The organism is Streptomyces sp. NPDC058955, from assembly GCF_042741435.1.
In the GTDB taxonomy this organism is placed as follows: domain Bacteria; phylum Actinomycetota; class Actinomycetes; order Streptomycetales; family Streptomycetaceae; genus Streptomyces.
Genome location: NZ_JBHYKM010000014.1, coordinates 69,501 through 86,379, shown reverse-complemented (window position 1 = coordinate 86,379; position 16,879 = coordinate 69,501). Strand labels below are relative to the sequence as shown.

14 protein-coding genes are annotated in these 16,879 nt (G+C 76.0%); 5 read left to right on the top strand and 9 right to left on the bottom strand.

Features of this window, described 5'->3' with window-relative positions:
- Positions 1-127: 127 nt before the first annotated feature.
- Together ACFW1I_RS08995 and ACFW1I_RS08990 are read right to left on the bottom strand one after the other, a co-directional pair.
- Complete coding sequence (locus ACFW1I_RS08995) at positions 128-1,585, bottom strand: aldehyde dehydrogenase family protein (RefSeq protein ID WP_384667727.1); 1,458 nt, start codon at positions 1,583-1,585, stop codon at positions 128-130.
- 95 nt (positions 1,586-1,680) lie between these two features.
- Positions 1,681-2,553, bottom strand: a complete 873-nt coding sequence (locus tag ACFW1I_RS08990) for a helix-turn-helix domain-containing protein (protein ID WP_384667724.1) — start codon at positions 2,551-2,553, stop codon at positions 1,681-1,683.
- 350 nt (positions 2,554-2,903) lie between these two features.
- On the opposite strand from ACFW1I_RS08990, the gene ACFW1I_RS08985 reads away from it, so the two are divergent.
- A complete protein-coding gene (locus ACFW1I_RS08985) occupies positions 2,904-3,404 on the top strand; it encodes an ATP-binding protein (RefSeq protein WP_384667721.1) in 501 nt (166 codons plus the stop codon).
- 115 nt (positions 3,405-3,519) lie between these two features.
- Here the strand turns inward: ACFW1I_RS08985 and ACFW1I_RS08980 are convergent, their stop codons facing one another.
- The 6 genes from ACFW1I_RS08980 to ACFW1I_RS08955 all read right to left on the bottom strand — a co-directional run bounded on the left by ACFW1I_RS08980 (position 3,520) and on the right by ACFW1I_RS08955 (position 9,472).
- Positions 3,520-3,732, bottom strand: a complete 213-nt coding sequence (locus ACFW1I_RS08980) for a DUF397 domain-containing protein (RefSeq protein WP_030219358.1) — start codon at positions 3,730-3,732, stop codon at positions 3,520-3,522.
- A gap of 264 nt (positions 3,733-3,996) precedes the next feature.
- Positions 3,997-4,773, bottom strand: a complete 777-nt coding sequence (locus ACFW1I_RS08975; RefSeq protein ID WP_384667718.1) for a hypothetical protein — start codon at positions 4,771-4,773, stop codon at positions 3,997-3,999.
- On the bottom strand, positions 4,770-5,351 hold the full coding sequence (locus ACFW1I_RS08970; protein ID WP_384667715.1) for a SigE family RNA polymerase sigma factor: 582 nt from the start codon (positions 5,349-5,351) through the stop codon (positions 4,770-4,772). The genes ACFW1I_RS08975 and ACFW1I_RS08970 overlap by 4 nt, the downstream gene beginning before the upstream one ends.
- An 80-nt stretch (positions 5,352-5,431) precedes the next feature.
- Positions 5,432-5,968 (bottom strand): hypothetical protein, encoded by a 537-nt coding sequence (locus ACFW1I_RS08965; RefSeq protein ID WP_384667712.1) that lies wholly within the window; start codon positions 5,966-5,968, stop codon positions 5,432-5,434.
- A 96-nt stretch (positions 5,969-6,064) separates the two neighbouring features.
- Positions 6,065-8,209, bottom strand: a complete 2,145-nt coding sequence (locus ACFW1I_RS08960) for an FUSC family protein (protein WP_384667709.1) — start codon at positions 8,207-8,209, stop codon at positions 6,065-6,067.
- A gap of 108 nt (positions 8,210-8,317) precedes the next feature.
- Positions 8,318-9,472 (bottom strand): DUF2786 domain-containing protein, encoded by a 1,155-nt coding sequence (locus ACFW1I_RS08955; protein ID WP_384667706.1) that lies wholly within the window; start codon positions 9,470-9,472, stop codon positions 8,318-8,320.
- Positions 9,473-9,630: 158 nt separating this feature from the next.
- Between ACFW1I_RS08955 and ACFW1I_RS08950 the strand changes: the two genes are divergently transcribed.
- Both ACFW1I_RS08950 and ACFW1I_RS08945 read left to right on the top strand, forming a co-directional pair.
- Positions 9,631-10,506 (top strand): ABC transporter ATP-binding protein, encoded by an 876-nt coding sequence (locus tag ACFW1I_RS08950; RefSeq protein ID WP_384667703.1) that lies wholly within the window; start codon positions 9,631-9,633, stop codon positions 10,504-10,506.
- A complete protein-coding gene (locus tag ACFW1I_RS08945) occupies positions 10,500-12,596 on the top strand; it encodes an FtsX-like permease family protein (protein ID WP_384667700.1) in 2,097 nt (698 codons plus the stop codon). The genes ACFW1I_RS08950 and ACFW1I_RS08945 overlap by 7 nt, the downstream gene beginning before the upstream one ends.
- 124 nt (positions 12,597-12,720) lie before the next feature.
- Here ACFW1I_RS08945 and ACFW1I_RS08940 read toward each other — a convergent pair whose 3' ends face one another.
- Positions 12,721-13,653 carry an NADP-dependent oxidoreductase gene (locus ACFW1I_RS08940; protein WP_384667753.1) on the bottom strand — a complete coding sequence of 311 codons (933 nt, stop codon included), beginning with the start codon at positions 13,651-13,653 and terminating at the stop codon, positions 12,721-12,723.
- Positions 13,654-13,814: 161 nt separating this feature from the next.
- Here ACFW1I_RS08940 and ACFW1I_RS08935 point away from each other — a divergent pair, with 161 nt between their 5' ends.
- Positions 13,815-15,059, top strand: coding sequence for a LuxR C-terminal-related transcriptional regulator (locus ACFW1I_RS08935; protein WP_384667697.1), 1,245 nt, complete (start codon positions 13,815-13,817; stop codon positions 15,057-15,059).
- A 64-nt stretch (positions 15,060-15,123) separates the two neighbouring features.
- Positions 15,124-16,806, top strand: coding sequence for a bifunctional 3'-5' exonuclease/DNA polymerase (locus ACFW1I_RS08930; RefSeq protein ID WP_384667694.1), 1,683 nt, complete (start codon positions 15,124-15,126; stop codon positions 16,804-16,806).
- Positions 16,807-16,879 lie beyond the last annotated feature (73 nt).

Genomic DNA, 16,879 nt, shown 5'->3' with positions numbered 1-16,879 from the left:
GCGGGGGCCGGCGGGGGCCCCCCCCGCCCAAACACCCCCACACTTTGGGCGCCTTTTGCGGGGGGGGCGCGGGGGGGCGGGCCCGCCCCCCCCCCCACACTACGAAGGAAGTAGGACAGATCCGGTCCTAGAAGGGGAACCGGCTCCGGCCGTGCTGGATGGAGATCCACTTCTGGGTGGTGAAGGCGTCCACCATCGCGTCGCCGTTGAGCCGCCCGATGCCCGAGTGCTTCTCGCCGCCGAAGGGGACGATCGGCTCGTCGTGCACGGTGCCGTCGTTGATGTGGATCATGCCGGTGTGGATCCGCTTCGCCACCCGGACGCCCCGCTCGACGTCGGCGGTGTGGACGGCGCCGCTGAGCCCGTACGGGGTGTCGTTGGCGATCCGCACGGCCTCGTCCTCGCCGTCGAAGGGGATGATCAGGGCCACCGGGCCGAAGATCTCCTGGCTGAGGACGGGGGCGTCGGCCGGGACGCCGGTCAGCACGGACGGGGAGACGAGGTTGCCCTCGACCGTGCCGTGCAGCAGCGCGGTGGCGCCGCCCGCCACGGCCTGCTCGACGACGCCGGAGACCGACTCGGCCTGCTGGGAGTTGATGAGCGGGCCGATGTGGGTGCCGGGGTCGGCCGGGTCGCCGACCCGCAGGGTCTTCACCTTGGCCACGAACTTCTCGGTGAACTCGGCCTCCAGCCGGCGGTCGACCAGGATGCGGTTGGCGGCCATGCAGACCTGGCCCTGGTGGACGAAGCGGCTGAAGACGGCGGCGTCGACCGCGTAGTCCAGGTCGGCGTCGTCGAGGACGATCAGGGCGCTGTTGCCGCCGAGTTCGAGGACGGCGTGCTTGAAGTTCTGGGCGCAGACGGTGGCGACGTGGCGGCCGACCTTGTCGGAGCCGGTGAAGGAGATGACCTTCGGGACCGGGTGGGTCAGCAGCGCGTCGCCGATCTCGGCGATGTCGGTGACGACGACGTTGAGCAGGCCGGCGGGCAGGCCCGCGTCCTCCAGGATCTTCGCGACCAGGGTGCCGCCGCAGACCGGGGTGTTCTGGTGCGGCTTGAGGACGACCGCGTTGCCCAGCGCGAGCGCCGGGGCGACCGACTTGATGGAGAGGAGGAAGGGGAAGTTGAAGGGGGAGATGACGCCGACGACGCCGACCGGGAGGCGGTAGACGCGGTTCTCCTTGCCGTCGACCGGCGACGGCAGGATGCGGCCCTCGGGGCGCAGCGCCAGCTGGATCGCCTCGCGCAGGAACTCCTTGGCGAGGTGCAGCTCGAAGGCGGCCTTGAGGCGGGTGCCGCCGAGCTCGGCGACGATCGTCTCGGCTATCTCGTCCTCGCGGTCCTCGACGATCCGCAGGGCGCGCTCGAAGACCAGCCGGCGGGCGTAGGGGTTGGTGTCGGCCCAGGCGGCCTGGGCGCGCTCGGCGGCCCGGTAGGCCCGGTCGACCTCCTCGGCGGTGGCCACCGTGATCGAGGCGAGCTTCTCCCCGGTGTACGGGTTGAAGTCGATGATGTCCCAGGAGCCGCTGCCCGGCTTCCACTCGCCGTCGATGAACTGGTGGGCCAGGTCGGTGAAGTGCGACATGGACGTATGGACCCCTCTGCCGGCTGCCGGTCGGCCGGGAGCGCGCGGGCGCCCGGTCGCCGGGGCTACTGATGCGCCGTCATCGTACTGATGTCTCAGGAGAGTTGGAGGAGTCCACGGAGAAGATCACGGCTTTCGGCCGGATCCGGACTGTCCTTCGCGAGCTTCTCCATCACGGCGGCGTACTGGGCGACCTCCTCGCGCTTGTCGAGGTAGAGGGCGCCGGTGAGCTGCTCCAGGTAGACGACGTCGGAGAGGTCGGACTCGGGGAAGCTGAGCATGGTGAAGGAGCCGCTCTCGCCGGCGTGCCCGCCGAAGCTGAAGGGCATCACCTGGAGGGTCACCCCGGGGTGCTCGGAGATCTCGATGAGGTGCTTCAACTGGCCGCGCATGACGGCCCGGTCGCCGTACGGGCGGCGGAGCGCGGCCTCGTCGAGGACGACGTGGAAGTGCGGGGCGCGCTCGGAGACGAGGACCTTCTGGCGCTCGACGCGGAGGGCGACGCGGCGGTCGATCTCGGCCTGCGAGGCGCCGGGCATGCCCCGGGAGACGACCGCGTGGGCGTACTCCTCCGTCTGCAACAGGCCGTGCACGAACTGGACTTCGTAGACGCGAATGAGGGAGGCGGCGGCCTCCAGGCCGATGTACGTCTGGAACCAGCCCGGCAGGACGTCGCCGAAGCTGTGCCACCAGCCGGCGAGGTTGGCCTCGCGGGCGAGACCCAGGAGCGCGCCGCGCTCGGTCTCCTCGGTGACGCCGTAGAGAGTGAGCAGATCCTCTATGTCCCGGGCCTTGAAGCTCACCCTTCCCAACTCCATGCGGCTGATCTTGGATTCGGAGGCGCGGATCGAGTAGCCGGCGGCCTCGCGGGTGATGCCCCTCGATTCGCGCAGGCGCCTCAACTGGGAGCCCAGGAGGATGCGCCGGACGACGCTCCCGCCCGCTCCGTTCATTTCGCCTGCGGTCACGGCTCCAGCCTTCCCTTCACGGTGACGAGCCCCCGTCGAGCCCCGGATTCTGCCACCAAACGCTTCAGCGCGTACACATCTGGTTACGGAAGGGGAGGCAGAGGGGTGAGATCCGGACGAGGGTCGGACACGCCCGCGTCAAGAAGATTTCCACAGATTCACCACAGGGTCGGACAGGTCCGGCATCCGGCGGCCGCGTGCACGTGCATCTGCCCTTGCATCCCGTGGGCGCATTCGGAACCATGGACCCCGCGCAGCCGCGTACTCGTTCGCGTTGTCGTGTTGTCGCAATGTTTCGCACTGTTTGCACCGTTGTCGCACCACCACCGCGATTCCCGGGAGTGCCTCGCATGGGGACGAATGGATCGACCGTGCTCGAGCCTTTACGGCAGGGTCTCCCGCCGATCGATCCCGGCGCCGTCTCCACCTCCGCCTCCTGCGCCCTGCCGCCTCGGTACGAAGCCGTGCGCGGGGCCCGGAAGTTCACCAGCCAGACGCTCGACAGCTGGGACCTGGGCGACCGTTTCGACGACGTGGCCCTGGTGGTCTCGGAGCTGGTGACCAACGCGCTGCGGCACGCCGTGCCGGACGGCGGCGGTCCCGACGAGGCGCAGGGCCCGCCGGTGCGGCTGCACCTGATGCGCTGGGCGTCCCGTCTGGTGTGCGCGGTGCGCGACCCCAGCGGGGCGAGCCCGGAGGCGCGCGGCGGCGAGGAGGACTTCTCCGCCGAGTCGGGCCGGGGCCTGTTCCTGGTCGAGTCCTTCAGCGACAGCTGGGGCTGGCACCCGCTGGCCGGGCGGCTCCAGGGCAAGGTGGTGTGGGCGCTGTTCCGGGTCGGCCCGGAGGAGTAGGCGCGCCCGCCCCCTGCGTACGACGGCACCTTGTGTACGCGGAGAAACGTGCGTACGAGGAGAAAGGCCCCGGCGGTCACCGCCGGGGCCTTCTCGCTGTCCGTGGGCCGGGCCGTCAGACCAGGTGGTCGAACTCCCCGTCCTTGACACCCAGCAGCAGCGCCTCGATCTCGGCCGGCGTGTAGACGAGCGCGGGCCCGTCCGGGTGGCGGGAGTTGCGCACGGCAACGTTTCCCCCCGGCAGTTTGGCGAACTCCACGCAGGAACCCTGGGAGTTGCTGTGCCTGCTCTTCTGCCAGACGACGCCCCGCAGCTCCGTGGCCGCCATGCCGTTGTACGCGTGGTGCGCGTGGTGCACTGGTAGCTCCCCGAGTTGCTTGGTACAGGTGTCAACTTCCCCGGATCATAGCTGCGTTCATATGCGGATGCATGAGCAGATGCACGTGCACGAGGCGTGGCGTAGCCGCTACGCGACGCAGCGTGCGACTTCCCCCGGGGCGCGGACGCACACGGGCGGCCGCCCCCGCGATCTTCCCATCCGAGTGGACGGGTTCGCGGGGGCGGGGGTTCCCTGCCCGGGCGCCTGCGCAGGTCAGACCGCCGGCAGCTCCGACAGGAGGCGGCCCGCCCGGTCGCGGAGACGGGCTCCCGCCGCGGTCTCGTCGGGGGCGACGGCGTACCAGACGCCCCAGCCGGGGCTGCCCGGCAGCGTGAGGAGGGTCGCGGGGGTGGTCCGGCCACGGGCGTCCACGAGCTCGACCCGGCCGGCGTCCCGGGTGCCGTAGTAGAGGCCGGAGTGGAAGGTGCCCTCGCTCTGGTGGCTGAGGCCGGGAGTGCGCAGGTCGAGGTTGCCGTCGGTGACGCTGCGGAACTGTTCGAGGCCGTCCACCCCGCCCTTCCAGTGCTTGCCCCGGGCGGTGAGCCACACTGTCCACCCCGGCGCGGCGGCCACCCGCTCCCCCGCCGCCACGGTCCGCACGGGGGCCGGGACCTGCGCGCCGGTGGCGGAGCTCCGGGGGACGGAGGGCGAGGGAGGGGCGTCGGAGGCGGACGGAGCGGAGGCGGACGCGGTGGCGGTCGCGGTCGCCGTGACGGTGGTGACCGGGGCCGGCGGGGCGGCGAGGCCGGCGGCGGGGTGCGGGTCGCCGGTCAGGGCCGTGCCGGCGGCGACGGCGGCCGAGACGCCGAGGACGGCGAGGAAGGAGAGGGCGACGGTACGGCGCCGGCGGCGGGCCCGGCCCTCGCGGACGACCGCGGCGACGGGCGCGGGACCCGGGGTCACGTCGTGGGCGGCGCGGGCGAACTCGGCGCGGAGCAGGTCGTCCCACGCCTCGGCGGCATCGGGCCCGGCGTCGGGTGCGGGGGTCATGGGCGGGCTCCGTAGGGGGTGCGGAGGGGCGGGCCCGGCAGGGGCGGGGCGGCGGAGGCGAGCCGGGGGTGGGCGCGCAGGGCGGCGAGGCCGCGCCGGGCGTGGGTCTTCACCGTGCCGAGCGAGCACTGGAGGACGTCGGCGATCTCCTGCTCGGTCAGGTCGTCCCAGTACCGCAGGACCATCACGGTGCGCTGGCGGTCGCTCAGATCGGCTAACGCCTCGAAGAGCACGGCCCGTTCCTCGACGTGCTCGGCGTGGCCCGCGTCCCGGTGCCGGGCGGGCTCCGGCAGCACCGGGACGAGCAGGTGGGCGACCCGGCGGCGGCGCAGGCGGCTGAGGTTGTTGTTGACGAGGGCGCGGCGCACATAGAGGTCGATCTCGTCGCGCGGGACCTTGTGCCAGCGGCCGTACACCTTGGCGAGGGTCGTCTGCACCAGGTCCTCGGCCTCGTGGAAGTCGCCGGTGAGCAGCCGGGCCGTGCGGACGAGCCGGGGCCAGGCGGCGACGGCGAAGGCGGCGAAGTCGGCGTCGGTGCCGGTGCCGGTGCCGGGCTCGGGAGCCGGTGGGTGGGTCACGGTGGCGGACCTCGCGATCGGGAGGTGGTGCGGCGGGGCCCGCCCCGTGCCGGGCCCCGCCGAGCATGGTGGACGGCCCGTCAGATGTATATGCCGGGCAGCTCCACGAGGAGCCGGCCGTCCGCGGCGTAGAAGGCGACGGAGACGTCGTGGTCGGACGGGGCGGTGTGGGCGTACCAGACGCCCCAACCGGGCCGGCCGGGCAGCTGGAGCAGGGTGGCGCGGGTGACCCGGCCCTCGGCGTCGGTCACCTCGACCCGCCCGGGGAGCTCCGGGCCGCCGTAGACGCCCGAGTGGAAGGTGCCCTCGCCCTGGTGGCTCAGGGCGGGCCGGGTGAGGTCGAGGTTGCCGTCGACGACGCTGCGGAACTGCTCGAAGCCGTCCGGGCCGGTCCAGTGCTTGCCCTGGCGGGTGAGCCAGAGGGTGTAGCCGCCGCCGGCGTCGACGCGCTCGCCGGAGCGGACGGTGCGCCACGCGGCGGAGGGCGCGGCGGAGACGGCGGCGGACGCGGCGGTGGTGGTGTCGTGGGCGGGTGCGGCGGCGGCCGGGGTGGCGAGGGCGGCGGCGGCCACCGCCGCCGTCACGGCGGCGCCCGTGGCGAGCAGGTACTTCTTCATGGGATCGCTCCTGGTTCCGGACGGTCTTCCACCCTTCTCAACTCCGCCCGCACCGGCTCCGGATGACAGCGCGGTGAAGATTTTCGTGGGAGGCGGTCAGGCGGTCGCGAGGGCGGCCGACAGCTCGTCCAGGGCGGCCAGGAGCAGCCGCGCCGCCTTCCGCAGCAGCGGGTCGGTGACCTCGGTGTCCCAGGCGCCGACGGTCTCGCGGAGGTCGTCCCAGGCGGGCGTCCCGCGCTCGCGGACCGCCTTGGCGCCCCGCTCGGTCGCCTCGCGCAGCGCCTCCGCGAGGCCGGCGGCGGCGGGCACCGGCGGGGCGCCGCGGTCGGGGAGGTGGGCCTCCAGCAGCATGGCGGCCCGCCCGAACTCGGCGATGGCGTGCCCCGCGTCCTCGGCCGCCGCGTGCGAGAGCCCCCGGTGCCGCACCGGCTCGTGGCCGGCCCGGCCCAGCGCTTCCTGCCAGGCCACGCGGGCGGCGCGGGCGGCGAGCAGGGCCTCGCGCACATCGGGGCTGCCGGGCCCGGCGGGGGCGGCGTACCGGGCGGCGACGGCCGCCGCGTACCGCCCGGAGGCGGCCAGCCAGTCGGCGAGCCGGCCGCGCAGCCGGGGCGTCTCCCAGGCGGGGTAGAGGGCGTAGCCGAGCATCGCGAGGAGGCCGCCGAGGAGGGTGAGGGTGACCCGGTCCCGGACGGTCTGGGTCACCCCGGAGCCCTCCATGCCGAGGAGGAAGACGACGTACGCGGCGACGCAGACCTGGCTGACGGCGTACCCCGTCCGCATCAGCAGGTACATCCCGAAGGCACAGAGGACGGCGAGGCCGGCCAGGAGGTACGTCCCCGGGTGCGCGGTCCGCACGACGGCGGTGGCGAGCGCGACGCCGACCAGCGTGCCGCCGAAGCGGGCCACCGAGCGGGCGTACGTCTGCGAGAAGTCCGGGCGCATCACCATCACGGACGCCATCGGCGCCCAGTAGCCGTGCCCGAACGGCAGCACCAGGCCGAGGAGATAGCCGGCCGCGGTGACGGCGGAGACGCGGATCGCGTGCCGCAGGATCGGCGACCCGGGCCGCACCTCGGCCCGCATCGCGGCGAGGACGAGCGGGGCGAGGCGGAGGAGGGTGGGGCGGCTGCGGGCGGCCGCGGCGGCGTGGGCGGCGTGAGGGGCGGGGGCGGCGGGGGCGTCGGGTTCCGGGGGCGTCGTGCCGTCCGCCGTGCTCGCCTTCGTGCTCGTCTCCGTCCGGCGCGTGCTCGTCTCCGTGCGGGGTTCCGCCGTCTCGACGACGTCGTCGAGGAGGGCGGCCAGGCGGACGGCGGCGCGGTGGGAGCGGTCGTCGAGGATCGTGCCGGTGTCCGGGGTGCGGAGGGCGGCGACCGCGGACGGAGGCAGCCGCACCGGCTCGCCGTGCCGGATGGCGTGCGCGGCGGCGTCGAGGACCTCCCCGGCCGCGGCCAGCAGTTCGCGGACGCGGTCGCGCTGCGGGCCCTCGGCGGGGGCGCCGACGGCCGGGTCCGCGAGCGAGGCCAGCACCGGCCGGATCCGCTCGGCGAGCCGCCGGGGCCCGTGCAGTTCGGCCGGGCGGCGCCGGGCCTGCCGGGGCGTGACGGCGGCGGCGCTGCGGGCGGTCATGAGCGGCACCGGGTCGAAGGGGGCGACCGGGTCGTGGCGCAGCCGGCGGGCGTAGTCCGCCTCGGCGGCGAGCGCGTCGGCGAGCGCGTCGCGCTGCGCGCCCCACGGCCGGACCGGGAGCAGCACGACCAGCGCGGCCTGGACGACCCCGCCCGCGAAGATCATGACGGCGTGGCCCGCGGCGGTCGCGACGGAGGTCGGCAGGGTGACCGTGACCAGCATGATCGCCACGTTGGAGGAGGCGATGAGGCCGGCCGTGGGACCGGCCGCCCAGGCGAGCCCGGAGAGGAAGGTCCACAGCAGCAGGAGGGTGAGGAAGAGGAGCGTGTGGGACCCGGTCAGATAGCCCAGGAAGGTGGAGACGGCGAGGCTGCCGCCGGAGGCGAGCGCGAGGGTCGGCCGGGGCCGCCAGGACCGCTGGAAGGTGGCGATGGCGGCCTGGAACGCGCCGAACGCGGACGAGGCGGCGACGGCCGGCCCGAAGAGGGCCAGCGAGAAGCCGACGACGAGGGCGAGCCCGAGGGCGCCCCGGGCGGCGATGGCGGGGGCGAGCCGCCGCCGCTCGACGGTGAGGCCGGAGCGGGCGGTCTCCCTCAGCGCCCGGAGCCAGCTCATGATCCGAGCGTAGCGACGATCTCCGCACAACCCGACATTTCACCCCACGGTTCCCCCCTGGGCACGGCGGTGCGCCTGGATCGGTCCGGCTCCGGCGGTGCGCCGGGTTCAGCCCTGGCCGCGGCCGTCCAGGCGGGCCCGGTCCGGGGTGAGGGTGGCGGACTCGGCGGCGGTGGCGCCGTGGTTCCAGCCGTCCTCGTCCCACATCGCGCGGACCCGGGTGGCCCGCGTCTCCGGGAAGAGCTCGTCCGTGCGGGCGGACACCGCGACCTCGCGGGAGGCGAGGACCGGGAGGAGGGTCGGGGCCTCCGCGGCCACCCGCCGGGAGGTCGCCTCCAGACGGGCACCGAGCCGGTTCGCGTACGCGAGCAGGAAGGACTGCCGGAAGGACTTGGTGCGCTTGCGGCCGCCCTTGCGCTGCTCCGCCTCCGCGCGGGTCATCGCCGCCGTGCCCTGCACCAGGAGCGAGGTGTGCAGCAGCTCGACCGGGTCGAGGTCGGCCTCGAAGCCGACGACCGTCGAGAAGCCGTACGCCTCGTTCCACACGGCCCGGCAGTGGTTGGCGGTCGCCACCGCGTCGAGCAGGATCGCCTTCGCCTGCTCGTACGGGGGTTCCACGCCGATCCGGATCGCGCCGGGCGTCTGCGGCGACGGGGCGCCCGCCGCGAGGCCCGCCTCGTCGAGGCTGTGCCGGGCCATCAGCTCCTGCGCCTTCGCGGTCAGCGCCTCGGCCTCCTCCGGGTAGCCGGTGGCCTCCGCCTTGGCGAGCAGCGCCCGGATCCGGGTGAGCATCCGCGGCTCCCCGACGGCCGCGGGCGGCAGGGTCTCGCCCGGTACGGGTCCCACCGCGTCGAGCCGGGGCAGCCGGACCAGCAGCCGGTACAGCTCCAGGACGGCCGTCGCGTACGAGAAGCGGTCGCCGGGCACGGCCCCCGCGGCCTCCTCGTCCAGCGCGTCGAGCTGTTCGCGCCAGCGCCGGGGCAGGGTCGCGTACCGGGCCGTCTCGGCCCGCACCAGCCCGCCGAGCAGCCGCAGGTGCTCCTCGGCCAGCTCGCGGCGGACCGTCCGGGCGAGGTCGGCGGGCTGCCAGCCGCGCTCCCACAGGGTCCGTACGAACTCCTCGCCGCGCCGCGCGAGACCGGCGTCGGCGCCCGGGTCGGCGGCGAGCAGGGACGCGGCCGTGTCGAGGGAGCGGTCGTCGCGGGCGTGCAGCGACTCCCGCAGCGCCCGTTCGACCGTGGACTCCCGTGCCTCGTCCCGCATGACCGTGCCCTCTCCGTGCCCCGCGCCGACTCTCCTCCTCCGATGGTCTCAGGGCGGCGGGGTGCGCCCGGCCCCCGGGCGGGGTATGCCTGGCCCTACCCTCGGGACGCCCGGCAGACGGCGTGACCCGGGGGGTGCCGGAACGGTTCGCTGGAGCCATGACCAGCACCCTTCCTCCCTCCGCCCCCGCCGCCGTGCGGCTCCGGGGGCTCGTCCGGCGGCACGGGAACGTACGGGCCCTCGACGGCGTCGACCTCGACGTCGCCGCCGGGACCTTCACGGCCGTCATGGGCCCCTCCGGCTCCGGGAAGTCCACCCTGCTGCGCTGCGCCGCCGGGCTCGACCGCCCGGACGCGGGCCGCGTCGAGGTCGCCGGCACGGCGCTGGACGGGCTGAGCGAGCGTCGGCTGACGCTGCTGCGGCGGGACCGGATCGGTTTCGTCTTCCAGTCCTTCAACCTGCTGCCGACCCTGACGGCCGCGCAGAACGTGGCCCTCCCGCTCCGGCTGGCCGGTCGCCGTCCGGCGCGCGGCGAGGTCCGGGCGGCGCTCGCCGGGGTCGGGCTCGCGGGCGGCGAGCGGCACCGGCCCGCCGAGCTCTCCGGCGGCCAGTGCCAGCGGGTCGCCATCGCGCGGGCGCTGATCGCCCGGCCCGCCGTCCTCTTCGGCGACGAGCCGACCGGCGCGCTCGACTCCACGACCGGCGCGGAGGTGATGGACATGCTCCGGTCCCTCGTGGACGAGGAGGGCCGCACGCTCGTCATGGTGACCCACGACCCGCTCGCCGCGGCCCGTGCGGACCGGGTCGTCTTCCTGGTCGACGGCCGCCTCGCGGGCGAACTCGTCGCCCCGACGGCGGACACGGTGGCGGCGACGCTGGCGTCCCTGCGACCCGCGGCGGCCACGGACCAGGCCGCCGCGGGGACGGACACGGGCGGCACGGGCGCGGGCGCGCGCGAGAGGACTCCGGACACGGGCGGCACGGGCGCGGGCGCGCGCGTGGGGGCGGCCGGGACGGCGGGTGCGGCATGCTGAGCGTCGTGGTGGGCGGGCTGCGGGCCCGCTGGGCCTCCTTCCTGGGCGGGTTCCTCGCGCTGGCGCTCGGCGTCGGGCTGCTCACGGCGACCGGGCTCGGCCTCGCCGCCGCCCTGGACCCGCCGGCCCACGCCCCCGAACGGTTCGCCTCCTCCCCCGTCGTCGTCCTCGGTCAGGACCGGCTCACCGTGGAGGTCCGGCGCGGCCCCGGTACCGCCCTCGTCTCCCGGCCGCTCGACCGTCCACAGCCTGTGGACACGGCCCTGCTGCGCGAACTCCGCGCCCGGTGGACCCTGACCGAGCACCCGGCGGGCACCGCCGCCGCCCCCGACGCCGTCGGGCTCGACGCCCCCGCCGACCGGGTCAGGGCCGTCGTCGGCGACCGGGCGCAGGTGCTCACCGGCGACGACCGCCGCCGTGCCGACCCCGGCCACGCGCGCGACGGACACGAACTCACCGGCCTCAACGCCCTCCTCGGCACCGCCGGCGGCGTCGCCGCCTTCGTCTCCGTCTTCGTCGTCGCCTCCGTCTTCGCCTTCTCCGTGGCGCTGCGCCGCCGCGAGTTCGGGCTGCTCCGCACCGCCGGGGCCACCCCGGGCCAGGTCCGGCGGCTGCTGCTCGCCGAGGCGGCGGTGCTCGGCGTGACCGCGTCCGCGACGGGCTGCGCGCTCGGCGCGCTCGCCGCGCCGCCGATGGCGCGGGCCCTGGTGGCCCGGGGCCTGGCACCGGAGTGGTTCGCGTCGGCGGCGGGCGGGAGCGCCGCATGGCCGTACCACCTGGGCTTCTGGACGGGCCTCTGCGTCGCCCTCGCCGGCGCGGCCGCCGCCGCCCACCGCGCCGGACGGACCGGCCCGACCGACGCGCTGCGCGAGGCCGACGTCGACCGGGACGTGCTGCCGCCGGGCCGGGCGCTGCTCGGCGCCGGGCTGCTCCTGGCCGGGCTCGGACTGCTGGTGTGGACGTACGCCACCGAGCCGCAGGCGCTGCTCAAGCGGAAGACGTACACGACCCTGCCGATGCTGCTGATGGGCGGCGCGGCGCTGCTCGCCCCGCTGCTGGTGCGGCCCGTGGCCCGGCTCCTCCCGGTCCCGCGCCGCGGGGCCGTCGGGCTCCTCGTCCGGGAGAACGGCGCGGCGGCCGTCCGCCGGACCGCCGCCGTCGCCGCGCCGGTCCTGGTGACCGTGGCGCTGGCGGGGACGCTCTTCGGCGCGTCGGAGAGCGTGACGCTGGCGAAGCAGACGGAGGCGCGGGACCGGACGGCGGCGCCGTACGTCGTCGAGGGGCGGACGGTGGAGCTGCCGGAGGCGGTCCCGGCCGGCGCGGTCGTCGCCGCCTCCGGTCCGACCTCGCTCTTCGTACGGGACGGGGCCGAGGCGGTCGTGAAGTACGGGGCCCGCGCGGTCGCCGACCCGGCCGCCTTCGCCGCCCTCGCCCGGCTCCCCGTCGTCGCGGGCGACCTGCGGGACCTCGACGACCGGTCGATCGTCGTCAACGAGGAGTTCGAGAAGCGGAGGGTCGGCGAGGAGGTGGAGGTGTGGCGGGCCGACGGCAGCGGTCCGGTACGGCTCCGGGTGGCGGCGGTCCTGGCCCGCGGCACCGGCGACAACGGGCCGTACGTCACCCGCGCCCAGGCGCCCGGCGCCGCGCTCGACCGGCTGGAGTCGGACCGGCCCCTGCCGGCGGCGGGCCCCGCCGCCGCGGCGGCGCCCGTCAACGAGGCGGCCCGGACCGGGCTCCGCCTGATCCTCGTCCTGGTCCTCCTCTACACGGTGATCGCGCTGGCGAGCACCCTGCTCATGGCCACGTCCGTACGCGGCGGCGAACTGGCCTCGCTCCGGCTGGCCGGCGCGACCCGCGCGCAGGCGCTGCGGGCGGTGACCGGCGAGGCGGTCCTCGCGGTCGCCGTCGGCACGGTGCTCGGACTCGGCGTGACCGCCGCGATCCTCGGCGCCCTCGGCGCGGGGCTCGCCGCGCTCTCCGCGCCGGTCGCGCTGGCCGTCCCCTGGGGCCCGACGGGCGCGGCGGCGGGGGTCTGCGCGCTGGTCGCCGTCGCCGCGACGGCCCTCCCCGCCTGGCGGCTCACGCGCTGACCCCCCATCGTGGAACAGGGCGGTGGCCGGGGTCGGAGCCGGGCCACCGCCCCCCGCTCGCTCCGGCCGCGCGCCGGCCGGGGTGGGCACCGCCCAGCGGAACGCGGGCCCTCGGCGGAGCCGGCTAGGGGACCAGGACCAGCTTGCCTCGGGTGTGGCCCGTCTCGCTGAGTTCCTGGGCCCGGGCGGCCTCCTTCAAGGGGAGGGTCTGCGCGTGGCGGAGGCGCAGGGTGCCCGCGAGGACGCCCTCCGCCTGGGCGCTCAGCCAGCCCCGTACCCGCTCCGCGTCCTGCTCCGGGAGGCTGTACGCGATGCCGTGCTCCGCCGCGTCGACGGACGCGATCGTCACGATCCGCGCCTTGTCCGCCACGCCCTCCCCGCCGAGCAGCCCGATCGCGACCGGCAGCACCCCGTGCCCCGCCGCGTCGAAGACCGCGTCGACGCCCTGCGGCGCCGCGGCCCGCACCCGGTCGGCGAGCCCGTCGCCGTACGCGACCGGGACCGCGCCGAGCTCCCGCAGGTACGCGTGGTTGGACACGGACGCCGAGCCGACGACCGTGACGCCCGCGGCGACCGCCAGCTGGACGGCGATGGTGCCCACGATCCCCGCCGCGCCGTGCAGGAAGAGCGTCTCGCCCTCCCGTACACCGAGCTGCTCCAGGACCCGCGCCGCGGTCTCGCCGGCGACCGGCAGCCCGGCCGCCGCCTCCCAGGACAGTCCGGCCGGCTTCGGCAGGAGGTTGCCGCCGGCGAGGGCGTACCTGGCGTACGCGCCGGTCGTCGACCAGCCGAACACCTCGTCGCCGACGGCGAGTCCGGTCACGCCCTCGCCGACCGCGTCGACCGTGCCGGCCACCTCGATCCCCGGCACGGCGGGGAACGTCGTCGGGAAGAACTCCTCCAGGAGCCCCCGGCGCACCTTCCAGTCCATCGGGTTGACGCCCGCCGCCGCCACCCGCAGCCGCACCTCGCCGGGGCCCGGCACCGGGACCTCGGCGTCCGTCGTGTGCCGCAGCACCTCGGGGCCGCCGAACTCCTCGAAGAGGATCGCTTCCATCGTCGCCACCGTCGCCATGTCGCCCTCCGTGTCAGCGCGTTCGCTTCTCGACACGATCAAGACTGCGCCGGGCCGTCCCTCTTCCCGGCCCGCCCTCCGGCCAGTCCCACCTGTCCGAAAGACCAGCCCTCGACGGCCGGACGGCCCCTACGCTGGCCGTCATGGACCCGCTCACGCTGACCGCCGTGCACGAGATCCTCAGCCGGCCGCTCGACGGCATCCTCGCGCAGCTCTCCGCCGTGCTCGCGCCGGTCGTCCCGCACACCGGCGCCGCCGAACTCGCCACGCACTGCGCCCATTCGCCGTTCAAGACGACCGGCGAGGCCGACGGGCTGACCACCGCCGAGCTGGCGCCGCTGCTCGCCGCCGGCGTGCCCGGCGAACCCTGGCAGGGGACGGTGCGGCTCGGCGGACGGCCGCGCACGGTCCTCGCGGTGACCAGCGGCGCCACCGCCCGCCACGCGCTGCTCCTCCTGCTGCGGGAGGACGGCTCCGCACCCGCCGGACCGGCCGGACTGGCCCTGGCGCAGGCCCTGTGGGACGTGGTGACGAGCCACCTCGACCGGTTCGCGGTCGAGGCCATGCCCGGGGCGCTGGCCCGGTCCCGTACCGCCGCCGACACCCGCGCCCGGGTCGGCGCCGAGCTGACCACCGCCCACGCCGCCGCCCTCTCCGGGCTGCTCTCGGTGCTCCGCAGCAGCACCCTGGACGACACGACGGCCCGCGCCGCCGCCACGGAACTCGCCGCCGACGCGCTCCTGGAGGTGCGGGCCGCCCAGCGGCAGGACCGGGCGATCTCCGAGGAACCTGCCGACGACGCCTTCGCCCGACTCGCCGACCAGCTGCGGCCGTTGCTCCGGCACAGCCCGGTCCGGCTCGAACTCGGCCCGCCGGACGACACCCGCTCGGTCGCCGCCGACGTGGCCCACGGCGCCCGGGCCATCGTCCGCGCGCTGCTCCTGATCGTCCTGGAACAGGAGGGCCTGAGCCGGGTCCACGTCGGCTGGCAGCTGACCAAGGACGAGCTGCGGGCGGCCGTCCGCGACGACGGCCCGGGCCTCGTCGGCGCCTGCGAGACCGGCGCCGGGACCGTCCGCGACCGGCTGGACGTCCTCGGCGGGCGGCTGGAGATCGAGGTGGTGCCGCACTGGGGCACCACCATGACGGCCGTCCTGCCGCTGGCCGCGCCGGACGCCCCGGCCGGGCCCGCGCACCCGCTGACGACGCTGGGCGAGCGGGAGATCGAGGTCCTGCGGCACCTGGCGCTCGGCCACCGCAACCGGCACATCGCCGGGGAGCTGCACATCAGCGAGTCCACGGTGAAGTTCCACGTGGCGAACATCCTCGGCAAGCTCGGCGTCGCCTCCCGCGGCGAGGCGGCGGCCCTCTTCCACGCGGCGGCGTAGACCGCGCGGCTGTCCGGGATGTCGCGATCCGCCGTTGTCAGTGGCGGATGCCAGACTCGCACCCATGAGCGAGAGGTGGGCGCTGGCCCCGGAGCCCGAGGGGGAGGGCGCGGTCCTGGTCCCCCTCGGGCCGGACGGCACGCCCGCCGGGGAGGCGCGCCGCGAGCCGGACCTGGTGGCCGCCGTCCGGGCCCGGCCGGAGGTGGCGCGCTGGGTGTGGCGGTCGACGGCCGAGGTGTATCCGCGGCTGCTCGCCGCCGGCGTCCGGGTCGAGCGGTGCTACGACGTCGAGGACGCCGAGCAACTGCTCCTCGGCCACGAGGGCCGCCTCGGCGAGCCCCGCTCGGCCGCCGCCGCGTGGGCCCGGCTGCGGAACGCCCCGGTGCCGCCCGACCCGCCGCAGCGCACCGCCGAGCCCGGCTCCCAGGACTCCCTCTTCGAGCCGAGACCCGTCGCCTCCGTCCCCTTCGAGGGCCTCCTCGCCGTCTACGCGGAGCAGCAGCGCCGCCACGACCGGGCCGAGCACCCGGGCCGGATGCGGCTGCTCACGGCCGCCGAGTCGGCCGGGATGCTGGTGGCCGCCGAGATGCACCGGGCCGGGCTGCCCTGGCGGGCCGACGTGCACCGCGAGCTGCTGCACGAGCTGCTGGGCGAGCGGTACGCGGGCGGCGGCGAGCCGCGCCGGCTGGCCGAGCTGGCGGACGAGGTGTCGGCCGCGTTCGGCCGCCGGGTCCGGCCCGATCTCCCCGCCGACGTGGTGAAGGCGTTCGCGCGGGCCGGCGTCCGGCTGCGGTCCACCCGCCGCTGGGAGCTGGAGGAGATCGACCACCCCGCGGTGGAGCCGCTCATCGCCTACAAGAAGCTGTACCGGATCTGGACCGCGCACGGCTGGTCCTGGCTGGCGGACTGGGTGCGGGACGGCCGGTTCCGCCCGGAGTACCTGCCGGGCGGCACGGTCAGCGGCCGCTGGACGACCAACGGCGGCGGGGCGCTGCAGATCCCCAAGGTGATCCGGCGGGCGGTCGTCGCCGACGAGGGCTGGCGGCTCGTGGTGGCGGACGCCGACCAGATGGAGCCGCGGGTGCTCGCCGCGATCTCCCGCGACCCGGGCCTGATGGAGGTCGCCGGGCACCCCGACGACCTCTACACCCGTCTGTCCGACCGGGCCTTCTCCGGCGACCGCGACCACGCCAAGATCGCCCTGCTGGGCGCGATCTACGGCCAGACCAGCGGCGACGGCCTGAAGAACCTGGCGGCGCTGCGCCGCCGCTTCCCCCGCGCGGTCGCCTATGTCGACGAGGCGGCGAAGGCGGGCGAGGAGGGCCGGCTCGTCCGCACCTGGCTCGGCCGGACCAGCCCGAGAGCGGTCGGCGCGGGCGACGACGGCGAGGCGGGCCTCCCCCAGGAGGGGCCCGAACAGGCCGTCGCGGAGGACGGGTTCACCCCCGGCTACGCCTCCGGGAACGCCCGGGCGCGCGGCAGGTTCACCCGTAACTTCGTCGTCCAGGGCAGCGCCGCCGACTGGGCGCTGCTGATGCTGGCGGCGCTGCGGCGGAGCCTGTCGGCCGCCGGGATGCGGGCCGAGCTGGTCTTCTTCCAGCACGACGAGGTGATCGTGCACTGCCCGGCGGAGGAGGCCGCGGCGGTGACGGAGGCGATCCGGGCGGCCGGCGACGAGGCGGGCCGGATCGCCTTCGGTGCGACCCCGGTCCGCTTCCCGTTCACGACGGCGACGGTGGAGCGGTGAGCGGCCGCCCAAAATAGCCCCCGGGAGCCCCCCCCCCGCGAGTGACCCCCCCCCGGCCCCCCACAACACCGGG